General features: G+C 48.5%; 13 protein-coding genes. All 13 read left to right on the forward strand.

Going from position 1 to position 14,346, the window contains the following annotated elements; all coding sequences use genetic code 11:
- Positions 1-64 precede the first annotated feature (64 nt).
- The 13 genes from rfbB (at position 65) to EI77_RS12310 (ending at position 14,280) form a co-directional block, all read left to right on the forward strand.
- Positions 65-1,141: a dTDP-glucose 4,6-dehydratase gene (gene rfbB / locus EI77_RS12250; RefSeq protein ID WP_133795544.1), complete on the forward strand. Its 1,077-nt coding sequence runs from the start codon at positions 65-67 to the stop codon at positions 1,139-1,141.
- Between the two features lie 136 nt (positions 1,142-1,277).
- Positions 1,278-2,141, forward strand: coding sequence for a glucose-1-phosphate thymidylyltransferase RfbA (gene rfbA / locus EI77_RS12255; protein ID WP_133795545.1), 864 nt, complete (start codon positions 1,278-1,280; stop codon positions 2,139-2,141).
- A gap of 39 nt (positions 2,142-2,180) precedes the next feature.
- Complete coding sequence (locus tag EI77_RS12260; protein WP_133795546.1) at positions 2,181-3,059, forward strand: ABC transporter permease; 879 nt, start codon at positions 2,181-2,183, stop codon at positions 3,057-3,059.
- Positions 3,060-3,095: 36 nt separating this feature from the next.
- Entirely contained in the window at positions 3,096-4,373 is a 1,278-nt protein-coding gene (locus EI77_RS12265; protein WP_133795547.1) for an ABC transporter ATP-binding protein, read from the forward strand.
- A 163-nt stretch (positions 4,374-4,536) separates the two neighbouring features.
- Positions 4,537-5,682: a glycosyltransferase family 4 protein gene (locus EI77_RS12270; protein WP_133795548.1), complete on the forward strand. Its 1,146-nt coding sequence runs from the start codon at positions 4,537-4,539 to the stop codon at positions 5,680-5,682.
- A gap of 50 nt (positions 5,683-5,732) precedes the next feature.
- Positions 5,733-6,704 carry a glycosyltransferase family 2 protein gene (locus tag EI77_RS12275; protein WP_133795549.1) on the forward strand — a complete coding sequence of 324 codons (972 nt, stop codon included), beginning with the start codon at positions 5,733-5,735 and terminating at the stop codon, positions 6,702-6,704.
- 350 nt (positions 6,705-7,054) lie between these two features.
- Positions 7,055-7,750 (forward strand): class I SAM-dependent methyltransferase, encoded by a 696-nt coding sequence (locus tag EI77_RS12280; RefSeq protein WP_208300341.1) that lies wholly within the window; start codon positions 7,055-7,057, stop codon positions 7,748-7,750.
- Between the two features lie 550 nt (positions 7,751-8,300).
- Complete coding sequence (locus EI77_RS12285; RefSeq protein ID WP_133795550.1) at positions 8,301-9,242, forward strand: glycosyltransferase family protein; 942 nt, start codon at positions 8,301-8,303, stop codon at positions 9,240-9,242.
- 248 nt (positions 9,243-9,490) lie between these two features.
- A complete protein-coding gene (locus EI77_RS12290; RefSeq protein WP_166647212.1) occupies positions 9,491-10,423 on the forward strand; it encodes a glycosyltransferase in 933 nt (310 codons plus the stop codon).
- Entirely contained in the window at positions 10,420-11,352 is a 933-nt protein-coding gene (locus EI77_RS12295) for a hypothetical protein (protein ID WP_208300342.1), read from the forward strand. Before EI77_RS12290 ends, EI77_RS12295 begins: the two co-directional genes overlap by 4 nt.
- Positions 11,353-11,448: 96 nt before the next feature.
- Entirely contained in the window at positions 11,449-12,555 is a 1,107-nt protein-coding gene (locus EI77_RS12300; RefSeq protein WP_133795553.1) for a glycosyltransferase family 61 protein, read from the forward strand.
- A 43-nt stretch (positions 12,556-12,598) separates the two neighbouring features.
- Complete coding sequence (locus tag EI77_RS12305) at positions 12,599-13,519, forward strand: glycosyltransferase (protein ID WP_133795554.1); 921 nt, start codon at positions 12,599-12,601, stop codon at positions 13,517-13,519.
- On the forward strand, positions 13,516-14,280 hold the full coding sequence (locus tag EI77_RS12310; RefSeq protein WP_133795555.1) for a class I SAM-dependent methyltransferase: 765 nt from the start codon (positions 13,516-13,518) through the stop codon (positions 14,278-14,280). Before EI77_RS12305 ends, EI77_RS12310 begins: the two co-directional genes overlap by 4 nt.
- Positions 14,281-14,346: the final 66 nt, after the last annotated feature.

The raw sequence follows: 14,346 nt of genomic DNA on the forward strand, positions 1-14,346 counted from the left end.
ATGGCGACGGGATCATCGCAGCACCTCGTAGCCCGCTTAATTTTTCAAAACTGGAATCCTTTTTATGCGCATTTTAGTCACTGGTGGAGCTGGGTTTATCGGCTCGAACCTAGTCCGCATGCTGGTTGCTCGTGGTCATCAGGTTCTCAACATTGACAAACTAACTTACGCAGGGAACCTTGCGTCGCTTGGTGAGGTGGGCTATGCACCCAATTACCGTTTTGCCCAAGTCGACATCTGCAACCCTGACGCTATGCGCGTGGCATTTGCGAACCTGCGTCCCGAAGCCGTCATGCACCTCGCCGCAGAGTCGCACGTGGATCGCTCAATCGAAGGGCCCATGGAGTTCGTGCGCTCCAACGTTGTCGGCACCGTTTGTCTGCTTGAGGCGTCTCGGGAATATCTTTCCTCTTTTAAGGTTCCGCCGTCCGCGTTTCGTTTCCTGCACGTCTCGACGGACGAAGTCTATGGCAGCCTCGGTGAGTCGGGTTCCTTCACCGAAACGACACCCTACGACCCTCACAGCCCATATTCCGCGAGCAAGGCATCGGCTGACCACTTCGCACGTGCTTGGTATAGCACCTTTGGGCTCCCCGTCATTGTCACCAATTGTTCGAACAACTACGGACCATACCAATTCCCGGAAAAGCTGATCCCTGTCGTTATTCTCAAAGCACTCTCTGGCGAGCCGATCCCCGTCTACGGTGAAGGGAAAAACGTTCGCGACTGGCTTTATGTTGAGGACCACGCAGAGGCCCTGCTAGCCGTTCTGGAGCGGGGGAAGGTGGGTGAGACCTACAACATTGGCGGCGGCAACGAGATGCGGAACATCGACTTGGTTCGTTTCCTGTGCTCCCTTCTCGACGAGGAGGTCAAAGGCGAAAAAGTGAAAGCTGAAGGTAAAGAGGGGCGAAGTTTCGCTGACCAAATCATGTTTGTGAAAGATCGGCCTGGCCACGACATCCGATACGCCATCGACAGCGCAAAGATACGCAACCAACTCGGCTGGAATCCGAAGCATGATAGTGAGTCCGGCTTCCGCAACACCATTCAATGGTACCTAAAAAACAAAGCGTGGTGGCAGGCAATCCTTGACGGCACCTACCGACTCGAACGCCTGGGTCTATCTGAAGCTGTTTAAGGCTTTTCTGAGGGAAATGGCTCTATCGACCATTGCATCCGGCATCGCCAATTAAGTCAAGCGCTTCACGCCCACACATCCTTTTAAACCTTTAAACCATGGTCCATTCAAGACATAGAGCAGTGAAGACGAAAACATGAAGGCTATTGTTCTTGCGGGCGGCTCTGGCACCCGGCTTTATCCCTGCACCCTAGCGGTTAGCAAGCAGTTGCTGCCGATCTACGACAAACCCATGGTGTATTACCCGATCTCTGTTCTGATGCTCGCTGGGATTCGTGAGATCCTCATCATCTCGACACCGGTTGACCTGCCGTTATACCAGCAACTCTTCGGAGACGGCTCGCGCTTTGGTGTGAATTTCCACTACGCTGAGCAACCCACTCCCGATGGTCTTGCTCAGGCGTTTCTAATCGGCGAGCGCTTCATCAACGGTGATCGCTGCGCCCTGGTGCTGGGCGACAACATCTTTTATGGTGGTGGATTCTCTCCTAAACTTCAGGCTGCTGTCGCTCGTGAGACTGGCGCCACGGTCTTTGGGTATGAGGTAAGGGACCCCCAGCGTTTCGGGGTCGTCGAGTTCGATGCCAATGGTCAGGCACTGTCTATTGTCGAGAAACCCTCTCAACCGAAATCAAACTTCGCCGTCACTGGCCTCTACTTCTACGATGCCGAGGTCGTCGAAATAGCCAAGCAGGTTAAACCTTCAGAAAGAGGCGAACTAGAAATTAGCTCTGTAAATCAGGCATATCTGGAGAGGGGCAGTCTTCACGTTGAAGTTCTCGGTCGAGGGCACACGTGGCTCGACACCGGCACTCATGAATCCCTGCTGGAGGCCTCTCAGTTCGTGCACACCATCCAAAAACATCAGGGTTTCAAGATCGCCTGCCTTGAGGAGATCGCGTTCCGACAGGGATGGATTGACGCTGCCGGCCTTGACTTCGCAGCGCAAGCCCTCGGCAACTCTGCTTACGCCAATTACCTTCGGACTTTTCGCCCTTAGTATCCGATCTCGCAAGGTCCAGGAGCCCTTAACTGTCTCATGATCCCTTCCCCCCGCCCTCTTGAGGCTCTTCCAGACTCCCACTGGGATCTGCGAATCAAGCCGCACACCAAATGGCTGGACCTTCACCTCTCCGATGTCTGGCGTTACCGGGATCTGCTCTGGCTCTTCGTCCACCGAGATTTCGTGTCGGTTTACAAGCAGACCATCCTCGGCCCATTGTGGTTCTTCGTCCAGCCGCTCTTTACGACCCTCGTCTTCACCGTCATTTTCACCGGTGTGGCGAAGGTGTCCACAGATGGAATGCCGCCCATGCTCTTCTACCTTGCCGGGTTGACGCCTTGGAACTATTTTGCCAGCTGCCTGAACAAAACCTCAAATACCTTCGTCGCCAATGCTGGCATTTTCGGAAAAGTCTATTTTCCGAGGCTCATTGTCCCGCTGTCCATCGTGGTTTCCAACATTATCCAGTTTGCCATCCAGTTCCTGCTATTCCTCGGCTTCTTCATCTACTTCCTCACCACGGACTCTGCCCTGAACCCGCATTGGGCGCTCATCCTGGTGCTTGTCCCGGCTCTCATCCTGCTGATGGCCGGACTCGGACTCGGCACAGGTATCGTTGTCTCCTCACTAACCACGAAATACCGGGACTTTACCTTCCTCATCGCATTTGGCGTCCAGCTCATGATGTATGGTACACCCATCATTTACCCGATGAGCGCAATCCCGGAAAAATACAGGTGGCTCATCCTCGCCAATCCTATGACAGCTCCCGTTGAAACCTTCCGCGCCCTTTTCCTGGGCGGCCCCATCCCCTGGAGCGGATTAGTCATTTCTGTCGCCATTGGCGCCGCGTTGCTTTTGTTCGGCTTGTTAATCTTCAACAAGGTTGAGAAGAGGTTTATGGACACCGTCTGAGACTTAACAGGCCAAATAAAACCAATTGCCCCATCCATGTCAGCCGTCATTTCAGTAGAAAATGTTTCCAAACAGTACCGCCTCGGTGAGGTAGGAGGCGGCACATTGGCCCACGACTTAAACCGCTGGTGGCACAAGGTTCGAGGCATGGAAGATCCGTATCTCAGGATCGGGGAAAGCAATGACCGGTCCAAGAAGGGAGGCTCGGAGTACTCATGGGCACTGCGCGATGTCTCCTTTGAGGTTAAACAGGGAGAGGTCCTCGGTATCATCGGTCGCAATGGGGCTGGAAAATCAACCTTGCTCAAGATCCTCTCCCGCGTCACTACGCCGACCACCGGCGAGATCAAGATCAAGGGCCGGATTGCTTCGTTGCTCGAGGTGGGGACCGGCTTCCATCCAGAACTGAGCGGCCGCGAAAACATCTTCCTCAATGGTGCCATCTTGGGTATGCGCAAGGCGGAGATTGCAGCGAAGTTCGATGGAATAGTCGATTTTTCAGGCTGCGAACGTTACATCGACACCCCGGTCAAGCGCTACAGTTCGGGCATGTATGTGCGGCTCGCCTTTGCCGTCGCAGCGCATTTAGAGCCGGAGATCCTCATCGTGGATGAAGTACTTGCAGTTGGTGATGCAGAGTTCCAGAAAAAGTGCCTGGGGAAGATGAAGGACGTCGCGGGTGAGGGTAGAACTGTGCTTTTTGTAAGCCATAATATGGCTGCCGTGCAAAGTCTTTGCGGTCGGGCGATCATGTTGAAAAATGGATTGAACGAAGATCAAGGGGCCTCGAATGAAGTCGTGGAGCGATACCTCAACAGTTATGAGGCGCAATCCGCTGTTTGGGAGGCTCCACCTAAACCGGATGCCAAAATTCCGCAAGTGGTGAAGATCGCCTTGGTGGACGATAAGGGGCTGCTGGTCTCCTCAATAAGTACATATTCGAACCTATGTTTAAGAATTGACATCTTTTCTCCTGATGCATTGAGCGGTATCGACATTGGTATAGGTTTGGACGAAAAAAAGTCAAAACTGAAAGTATTCGGTGTGGGCACAGATGATTCGAAATCAACATTTACGATCGATCGGGGGAAATCTCAGATTCTATTCACCATGCCTAAGGTTCTGCTAAATCCAAAACCCTATCTCATTACTATTGCTCTGTTTTATAACCGAACTTTAATTCAGGAAATTGAGTCTGCCATTACGTTCAATGTGATTCCATGTGAAGGTCAGATTGGTTCGCACTTTGGAGCGCGTAACTACGGGGTGCTCGCAGCAGAACATCATTGGACGCTGGAATCTAAAGATAAATAATCTCCGAGGGTCGTTCGCCTGGCTTGAATTCCCATTAATAGGGCTTGGAGATGTTATAGTGAGTAGCTCAACGGGAGATTCTCGATATTTCTAATTCAAGTTTCCCAATCGTAGTACAACGAATTCTGAAAGACAGTCCCCTAAAGGTGGAGATTTATCGACAATGACGAGCAAGAAAATTTTCTTTTTTCAACCATATTTTCAAGTGGTTTCCGAAGTTTGGATTGAGCGGATGCTCGAGATATTTGCTGATCGATTGGCATTGATCGTTGGGCGTGGTGTTCCCGACCAATGGAATGGGACCCGGTGTTTTGATCTGGATCATCCGCCCTATAGCATATTAACACGCATTAAGCATCGGATCCTCGGCCGGGCGCATCGCACAAAGGAACTCCGAAACACAATTGCGGAATACCCCGGCGCGATAATCCTCGTCAATTATGCTAACTTTGCTTTAGAACTCGAGCCGTGCTGGCGGGGTTTGGAAGTAACAGTGTTAATTCATTGCCACGGGTTTGACGTTCATTTTGACGGTCGAGGAAATGAATGGCCTCACTCAAAACTTCATGACGAATTCTACATTAAACGGTTAATATCGCTGCCTTTAAATCACCACTTCGTCGCAAACTCTAAATTTACTCGGGATTCAATGGTGGCTCACGGGATGCCCGCTGCCCGGATTGCATTAAAAAACTACGGCGTCGAATTGCCAAGTTGTCCAGACTGGGATCAACGTAAAAAAAAGCAAAATCTGCGCTTGCTCTATCTAGGTCGTTTGATCGACTTCAAAGGTCCGGATAAGGTGATTCGTGGCTTTGAAATCGCATGCGAGCAGGGTTTTCAAGGAACCCTTACCATGGCTGGAAACGGACAGCTTCTCGCGATGTGTGAAATGATGGCGGCAACATCAAAGTACAAAGAACAAATTGAATTTTGTGGAGCCGTGGGTCGAAGAGGGGCGCAACTTCTTTATGCTGATAGCGATATCTTTGTGGGTCTTCACTGCCTGGGCGAATTAACCAATCGTGAGGAAGCGTTTGGTGTAACAATGGTCGAGGCCATGGCGCACGGACTTCCTGTGGTGACAGGGCGCAGCGGCGGTATTGTTGAGAGTGTCGTTGACGGAGAAACTGGCTTCCTTATTGAACCGGGGGACATAAACGCGTTTGCGGAAAAACTATTAGCACTTCAAAACAATCCTAAGCTGAGAATACAGATGGGGCAGAAAGGTCGGGAGCGAGTAGAGTCAAACTTCACACTTGAACATGAGCGGTTACAATGGGAATCGATCATGCAAAAATTCGCCTGAAACAGCTGCAATAATGCGTGTTTGGAATGCCCATTATCAATTTGTAAACCATGAATCCTAAGATCGACCAAAGCCTCCCCCATAATGTAGGGCGGGTTTCGGTGATAATGCCGGCGCGCAACCGGATCGAATTCCTGCAGGAAGCGGTGTCGTCAGTTGCGAGCCAAAGCTATCAAAATATCGAGTTGATTGTCATTGACGATGGATCCGATCCTCCGATAGAGCAGGTAGCTCTTGATACTTGGTGCACCAGACGATCCCCCGATGACCTCATCATAAAGCGAATTTCAGAAGGGAACGGCAACCGGGCACGCAATGCCGGCATCGCACTCGCAACGGGACAGTTCATTCAGTTTATGGACTCTGACGACTTGCTGGACAGTAAAAAGATTGAGTGTCAAGCTGAGCGCCTCCATGAGGATCTCGAACTCGATGGTGTCATCTGTCAAGTTCAGTTATTTGACGGAAACGGCCGGTCTGGCTTGTGGAGGTCTCAGCTCCAAGGTGGTATTCCCACCCTGAAGGACTTCATCGGAGCTTCCTGTGATTGGCAGACGATGGCACCACTGTGGCGGCGGCGACTTTTTGATGCTGGACTACGCTGGGATCCCGAAATCTCATGCCATCAAGACTGGGTGTTTCATCTGCATGCACTTTCGAGCGGTGCCAGATTATTGTTGGACTTCAAAGTCCTTGCGTTTTATCGTATGCCCGAGGAGGGCCATGTGTCGTGGAACATGAGTGATCCGGTTAAACTCCAACAGCGAATAGTCGTTCATCGACGTTCATTGGATTTGCTACGCAGAGCCGGTATCATTGAAGCGGAAATATATCGGCACCAATGGTGGAGAATTGAACAAACCAAGAGTGATGCCATTAATCGTCAGGATTTCGAAGCTTACTTTGATGCTCTTTGGGTGCAATTCCACTGTGACAAAACATTGCGAGGACAGACCAAAACGGTGGCATCTTTTTTAAAGGTTAATTGGCTCCTTATGAAAATTTGCTTTCGACGGTTTTAGCCTGCAGAGGGCGAAATAGGAGGTCCAAGATCCGATGCACTGCTAAAGTAGGCCCCGCACTTTTCTATCTGTCAGAGATGCGGAATCGATGCTTTAGTGGCAGGTGGGCAGGTGATTTTGGTGAGTTCTGCGAAGCGGAATTGAGGCCCATGAGTGCTAAGTCAACTCGCCCCTACGGCATCGCCAAAGAACTTGCGTTCTATGGTCATATCTATTCATTACCAGGGATAATTCATTATCGCGTTTACTGGAATCTGCGTAATTTTACTAAATAGCTAAATCATGCTTTCCCCACTTCCTGAAAATCAAATAAACCACGCTGCTGAGACATTCGGCCACGACACAATTCAATGAAACCAATACTGGAAAAGATACGCGATAAAGTGCTGCACAGGTTAGTGAGGATACAATTTCCTCATGAGATCCGGATGGCCGATCAAAAACATAGGGAAGACGTTGTATCTCAACTTCCAAGAGTCGCGCTGGAAACAAGGCATATTGAAAACTGCCAGATACTTCTAAACCGAAAAATAATGCTCCAGAAGATAGGACAGCGGGATATGGTGGCGGAACTTGGTGTAAATCAGGGGGATTTCAGTCAAGAAATTTTGAATATATCACGTCCTGCCGTTTTGCATTTAGTCGACATATGGGGTTCAGAGCGATTTCACGAAGGGCTGTTTAATGAAGTGCAAGATAAGTTCAAGACCGAAATTGAAAGACAAGCGGTTCGAATTCATCGAAAGCTATCGACTGAAGCCGCCTCGGATTTTGAAGATGAATACTTCGATATGATATATATCGATACGGATCACTCTTATAATACCACAAGAGATGAGTTAACGGCCTATTCAACGAAAGTGAAGTCGGATGGAATCATCGCCGGGCATGACTACTCGATGGGCAATTGGATAAAAGCTTATCGTTATGGGGTAATCGAGGCCGTGCATGAATTCTGCATAAAATATAATTGGGAGATACTATACCTGACCGCTGATACTTTGGAGAGCCAGAGTTTCGCAATTAGACGGATAGTAAAAGACTGAAAAGACAAATTCTTGCGCTATACCCTCCTATTGTTTTTTCAATGGCTGAATTTCACGATGTAGGATCGTAAACTTGGCTTAGATGCGGATGAACTACAGCGACCTGAGGAAACCCCGTAAATATAATTTCAATTTCCAGAAGGCAAGATTCTATGTCCGAAAATGCCCAGGAATTATAACAAATTTACCAGCAGCGATTCGGAGCGACATCGGCTATTGTAACCGGGTTTGGCGGGTGCTGACTGCCAACTATTTTTGTCCGGCAACTGAGTTTTGCCGAGAGGGACCGACTCACGGCGTCCGCCCTTCAGAAGGTGAATGAGCGATTGGACCCACAAGCTTTGGCATCAGAGCGGATTTGGTTTTACAAGGGGCTGATCGTCCGTCATGTGCCGCACGCGGCGGATGCTTGGCTCGCCTCGATGCTCTCGCATCACAATTCGATGGGTAAGCACCATGTTGTGCTCAATTGAACAATTGTGAAATTTTCAGAAGTAACCGCAAGCAAAATGACAAATTGGATTCGCAGACGGATAGAGAGGGTGAAATTATGATCGAGGAACTTGGATTCAGCATTGCCTGCTATCACGGAGACCTCCCCCTGCTGCGGGGCTGTCTCGCTAGTATTAAATATTTCGCACCGGATGCCCCCATCTGCCTCATCACGGATGGCAATTTTTCCACACGATCTTTGGAAAGGGATTACAGTGCGGTCACCCTCCGACGCGCTGATGTCAGAAACAAGGACCTTCAGAAGTGGAGTTATGGATATGGCCTGACGAAAATGGTGGGATTATGGGAATCACCCTTCGAAAGATTTGTACATATTGACGCCGATGCGGTGCTCTGGGGCGATATCCGGAAAAACATTCCACCAGGGAACTTCGATTTTGTATTCAATGAACCTCATGAGATCATTACGGAAAAAATTCAGTGCGCACAATACTTCGATCCGACGCTGGTGTTCCCAATATTCCCGTATTTTCCATGGCGTGATTGTCCATTTTTCAATTCCGGCGTCTTTGTGACTAGGCGTGATCTTTTTGATATGGATGAGTATATGCGCCTTCTGGAGTTTCAGAGGGTAACGCCTGGCTCCTTGCTTGCTGGCGAGCAAGGCATTCTAAACTTCATGGTATTTAATGCCCTACATACAGGCAGGCTCACTGCTGCTTCAACACATCTACAATCTGCCGTTCCGGTGCTTGCAAAGCCCGAACTGGAGTCTAGATTTAGGTTTGAAAATGGCCACCCCGTGCCTTGGTTCCAACCCACCGTCATCCACTGGGCAGGTCCAAAGCCTTGGGCGGATAATTTGGAGATCTTCAGGGATCCGATGGACCATTTCCGGGACATTGCAACCAAAGGTTCGTTACTCCACGCACTTCTGCCTGGAACGCGGTATGCGGAGTTCGATGAATGGATGTGCAGAGATGTCCTGAAGTCCCTAGCAAACCTAAAGAAGCAGGTCAAAAATTTTATTCGAAATTGAATCCATTTGGGTCATTTCCATAGGTTCCTTCCCTCCTGGCCATTAAAACTGTCCTCGCGGCATGATGTAACTGAGAAGTTGTGAGCCTTCGTTCTCATAAATCTTGAAGACTCCGGTTCCTTGTTTGCACCTATTCATTAAGAGGAGAGAAAGTGTGCAATTGGGTTACTTCACTTAATGCCACCTTTCACCGCCTGTTGACCTTCCGGATGAATTCTAGATCCTTATTCTCTGATGGCAGGCAGTTATTGAAGACTCTAGTCGCCCGTATGTTTGATCGGAGGCCGTCAATCCTGGTACTGCACGACATTGACGGATGGGCATTGGATCATGTTTTCCAGCTCTGGTTCGGAGATAGCTGCAACTTTCGAGTTGCTCGCCTCAATTGGGATAAGGTCTCCACCCCTCGAGCTTTCCAAGGTCATAACCTTGTCGTTTACGGGTATTTAGATATTTATTTGCGGTTTAAATCTTGTCCAAGAAAAGCCGTGGTTATCATCCATGATCCCTGCGAACTTTTTCCACAAGTCGTCAATTGGCACGAGGTAGAGCCTAAACCGGAGCTGATTGTTCTCCTCCGTTCCTTGCGTGCCGTTGTTGTGATTTCCATAGAACTACAGACACGTCTTTCGAGTTATGGCATCAAAACCTATCGGATTCCCACCATGAGCCGCCTCCCCGTTCAGGAGGATTGTGAATTAACTCCCTTGCCACCGGTTGCAATCTCGATTTTCAAGAACTACCCAAGAAAAAATGCTGAGATGCTTAATAGGTTAGCTGAAAAGGGGAGAGCCTCAGGTTTATGGAATTTGAGTCTGCATGAAAATCCGAGCTTCAACGAGACAGCTTACCTGGATTTAATTGATCAAAGTCCAATTTACGTATGCTCATCTTGGCAAGAAGGTGGTCCTTTGCCCGCTATGGATGTAATGAGCCGGGGGGGGGTGGTTGTGACTACAAGGGTGGGGCAAATGGAGGAGATTATTACTGATGGAGAATCGGGTTTCTTTTGCAGCAGCCAGGAGGAGTTCGAGGAGACTTTGGCCCGGCTTTTTGGGAACAGGAATGTGCTAGAACAAGCGCGAGGAAAATCTTTGGCCGCTTACAGACAACGCCGAGATAAGGCCATTATTCGAGAAACGGTGCAACAGGTGTTCACAAATATTTTAAGACATCCATGATTCAATTTTGTATAAACTGTCTTCGCAAGATTTGCGGAACTTTAGGCAGTAGTGATAAAATCGATCAAATGTTGATCGAAACGCGCATTGCCGCAGGTTTTTCCCGAGGAGCTGCTACTGCGGCCGTGCGCCGGCTTGACCCGGCAAATCCCAGGACTTGGGAGTTCGGAGCTTTCAGCCAGCATGGTGAGGACGGTATTTTAGACTATTTAATCTGCGGACTGGTCAGATCGAATCGTTTTTTTGTGGAGATTGCCGCGGCAGATGGTCTCGAGAACTGCACAGCCTGGCTGGCTCTGGCCGGAAAGTGGTCTGGCGTCATGGTTGAAGGTGACGAACATTTGGCTGCTCTTAGTCGCAGAACTTACCAAAACCGCGTTTGGAACGTAAATGTTGTCAACGATTTTGTCACTGTCGAAAATATATCCGAGATCCTTGGCCGATCACCATACAAGGATTTTGATGTCCTTTCCCTCGATATTGACAGTGTGGATTTCCATATTCTGAAAGCCACTTTGAATCTGGGTTATAAACCCAAGATTATTGCAGTGGAATATAACAGTGTTTTCGGACCTGAAGTTGCCGTTACAGTGCCCTACAAGGATGTTTTTAACCGATGGACCGAGCATGAAACTGGAATCTATTACGGAGCCTCCTTGGGCGCGTGGAAACTGCTGTTAGGACGTCACGGATATCGCTTCATCACCGTAGATTCATCTGGAACAAATGCATTCTTTGTTGATGAAAGTTGTTTCAAACCAGGTTATCTTGAAGCAGTCCAGGGCACAGAGTTCCTCAACAATGCGACCGATATCAATCCAACCGTTGCCATCCGAGATGGAGATGGTCATATCGTGCGGATGCTTGAACCTGAATGGAGGCGACAAATTAATATCATAAGTCATCTGCCGCTTGAAACAATCAATTGAATGAGCGCATGATGAAGCGGGTGGTATTTATAATGACAGTTATACTCGATGAGCACATAATGTGCCGCCTTGATCTGAATTAAATACATTATCGTCATGATCTCGGCATTCAAAGCCAAATTATTGCGTCGACCACCGCCCGCTGCTTTATGGGAGCCTGGTGATAAATTGGACTCTACCTTGGGCAGAATAGTGGTTAAAGGAATACGCAAACACCATATTCCTATGCCCGAGCCACCGATCATCTTCAGCGCAGATTGTGACACTGTGCGCTTCCCAAATCCTGTGGGGGTTTTCGATGGTTATCTCGTTGTTTTGGATTCAGCAACAGTTTCAGGACAGGATGGGTTTGTGCAGCTTAATGATGGTTCATTTTTAATACAGCCTGCCTGGCATGCTAACAATCTTGTGCCAAATCCTGTTTATTGGCGTCGCCGATTTACCTCTCCAGTCAGGCAACGAGGTAAATGGTTCAGTTGCCTACTGTTTTTTAGTTATGGTTATTACCACTGGATTTGTGATGTGTTGGCGAGATTTCATCGGGTGTTGGAATCGCTTCCTTTAGATACTAAGTTTCTGGTGCCTTGGAAGATGGAGACATGGAAGTGGGCGTCCTTGGAAGCGCTAGGCATTCAACGCGAACGCTGTGTTCAATTTCCACCGGACAGCCATTGGATTTTTGATGAGTTGTATTACGCGCCGCCATCGGCGATGACGGGCGACCATGACCCAGAAGCCATTCAATGGGTGCGGGATACTGTAGTGAATCACTATAATCTAACCAGCAGCTACGGTAAGAATACCCGTTTGTATCTGACCCGGCGTCACGCTGCTTCACGCCGGGTTCAGAATGAGGATCAACTTTGGCCTGTTTTGAAAGACGCCGGTTTTAAGCTAGTAGAAGCGGAGTATCTGACTTTCCGCGAACAAGTAGAGATCTTTTATCATGCCAGCATGGTATTGGCTCCTCACGGAGCGGGATTAACCAACATCACTTGGTGCCAGCCCGGAGCGACTGTTTTGGAAATCTTCACTCCTTCATCATCAGATCGGCGCTGCTACTGGACACTGGCTTCCGCTCTTGGACATTCATATGGGGCCATCGTTGGCCAAGAAGATGGAGAAAGGATGCAGTCCATGGATATCGTATGTCCACGTGACGTATTAGACCAAGCTCTCCTGTGGCGCGCGCCACATGTCTAACTGGTTACTATTTAAGTTTAGGAACATTTGATTAATTTAAGGTATGCCTAAGATTTCTGTCGTATTGCCTGTTCTGAATGGCTTACCCTATCTTATTGATGCCCTGGCCTCTTTGGAGAGCCAAACTTGCCAGGACTTTGAACTGCTACTATGGGACAATGGATCGAATGATGGAACAGTCATGGAGGCAAGGAAATGGATACCATCGCGGTTACCGGGACGGGTGATATCCGGAAATCCATTGCCACTTCATGAATGTCTGGCGCGATTGGTTGTTCTTTCTACCACAGAATTCTGCGCTCGCATGGACGCGGATGATGTGGCGCTTCCTGATCGTTTTTCCAAACAATTGTCTGCCCTTATAAATAATCCAAAGCTCGCCATGGTAGGCGGACAATGCATTAATATTGACGCTGAAGGTCAGATTCTTGAACTTCAGGAAAGTCTTCCTCTCACGCATGACGATATTGTGACACAAATGCTTGTTCGCAGCGCCCTGACCCATCCAGCTTTAATGTTCCGTCGCAGCGCCGTACTTCAGGCAGGGAACTACAGTTTCCCAAAGCCTGTAGAAGATCTTGACCTTTATTTGCGCATTGTAAATTTGTTTGAGGTTTGCAATCTTTCCTCTCCAGTCCTATATTATAGACTGCATGATTCCAGTGTCTGCCACCAGAACAGAGAGTTACAGTCAAAGCAGGCGTCAGAAAGAATTTGTAAACATGTTCGCCAAACTTATGGATTTTCGGAAAGTTCTTATCATAAACTCCAAGCCAACCGCTGCTTCTGCACACTGGCGCTCTTGCTTTGGAGTGCCTTCTACCGTGCGGGATGGCGGCCGCTCAGCTTTTTCCGTATTGTTTTTTCACATACTTTTGTGGAAAGCGGCCGTTGTTTAACAAGAAGATCTGACTGGCTCTCACGCGCGGGATTCAGGTTTCTAAAGTCACTTACATCTTCATGAATAACGACGATCAGACGACATTCCGACGTAATGATTATCAATCGATCTCAGGGGAACAGGAATTCTTTGTCACCCCTTTGCTTCGGCAAGCCATCGCGGATGTGATTGATCGATATCCGGCGCATTTGCGTGAAGCCGTCTGTCTAGACGTTGGGGCAGGGGAAGAGCCATTGCGCAGAGATATTGAAAAGAACGGCTACAACTACCAAAGTTTAGATATAGCACAAAACCAACTGAATTCAATTCAATATGTAACTCGAATTGATGTCCCGTTACCTGTGGGACTTGTCCCGGCGAATTATTTTGACTTGATTCTCTGTACGGAAGTCTTGGAGCATGTTCCGGATTGGAACACAGCATTCGCCAACCTATTTTCGCTTCTCAAACCCGGAGGGATTGTCCTCGTTACCACACCGTTTTTTTACATGCTACACGAGGAGCCACATGATTACTGGAGGCCAACTGACCACGCTCTGCGCCATCATGCGCTAATGGCTGGCTTTGAAGTTCTAGAATCCAAGCGACTAGGCTGTGGTTGGGAAGTTTTGGGCACGCTTATTTGTTCGACTTCAGTTTGCCGAAAGAAGAAAACTATTTTTTCTTATATCATGGCGATGCCTTTATATATCATCCATTTTTCACTAAAATTCTTATTGAAGCGTCGGCTTCTTCAGCAGTTTGCTGAGCTGCAGAGTATGTTTTACCTTGAAAATATATTTGTCTTTCAAAAACGACAAATTATGTCATTCAAAACTACGTAACTAAACTTAAGCGGCGTTAATGTGATCAAGCAGAACATTTATTGGACTTGATAGCTGGATTACTTT

Origin of the sequence: Prosthecobacter fusiformis, assembly GCF_004364345.1 — a bacterium.
GTDB lineage: Bacteria > Verrucomicrobiota > Verrucomicrobiia > Verrucomicrobiales > Verrucomicrobiaceae > Prosthecobacter > Prosthecobacter fusiformis.

Bases quoted from the DNA above. Each gene is read 5' to 3' on its own strand.
- EI77_RS12265 (WP_133795547.1), top strand. From the start codon at position 3,096: ATGTCAGCCGTCATTTCAGTAGAAAATGTTTCCAAACAGTACCGCCTC.
- EI77_RS12275 (WP_133795549.1), top strand. From the start codon at position 5,733: ATGAATCCTAAGATCGACCAAAGCCTCCCCCATAATGTAGGGCGGGTT.
- EI77_RS12260 (WP_133795546.1), top strand. From the start codon at position 2,181: ATGATCCCTTCCCCCCGCCCTCTTGAGGCTCTTCCAGACTCCCACTGG.
- EI77_RS12295 (WP_208300342.1), top strand. From the start codon at position 10,420: ATGATTCAATTTTGTATAAACTGTCTTCGCAAGATTTGCGGAACTTTA.
- EI77_RS12300 (WP_133795553.1), top strand. From the start codon at position 11,449: ATGATCTCGGCATTCAAAGCCAAATTATTGCGTCGACCACCGCCCGCT.
- rfbB (WP_133795544.1), top strand. From the start codon at position 65: ATGCGCATTTTAGTCACTGGTGGAGCTGGGTTTATCGGCTCGAACCTA.
- rfbA (WP_133795545.1), top strand. From the start codon at position 1,278: ATGAAGGCTATTGTTCTTGCGGGCGGCTCTGGCACCCGGCTTTATCCC.
- EI77_RS12285 (WP_133795550.1), top strand. From the start codon at position 8,301: ATGATCGAGGAACTTGGATTCAGCATTGCCTGCTATCACGGAGACCTC.
- EI77_RS12280 (WP_208300341.1), top strand. From the start codon at position 7,055: ATGAAACCAATACTGGAAAAGATACGCGATAAAGTGCTGCACAGGTTA.
- EI77_RS12310 (WP_133795555.1), top strand. From the start codon at position 13,516: ATGAATAACGACGATCAGACGACATTCCGACGTAATGATTATCAATCG.
- EI77_RS12305 (WP_133795554.1), top strand. From the start codon at position 12,599: ATGCCTAAGATTTCTGTCGTATTGCCTGTTCTGAATGGCTTACCCTAT.
- EI77_RS12270 (WP_133795548.1), top strand. From the start codon at position 4,537: ATGACGAGCAAGAAAATTTTCTTTTTTCAACCATATTTTCAAGTGGTT.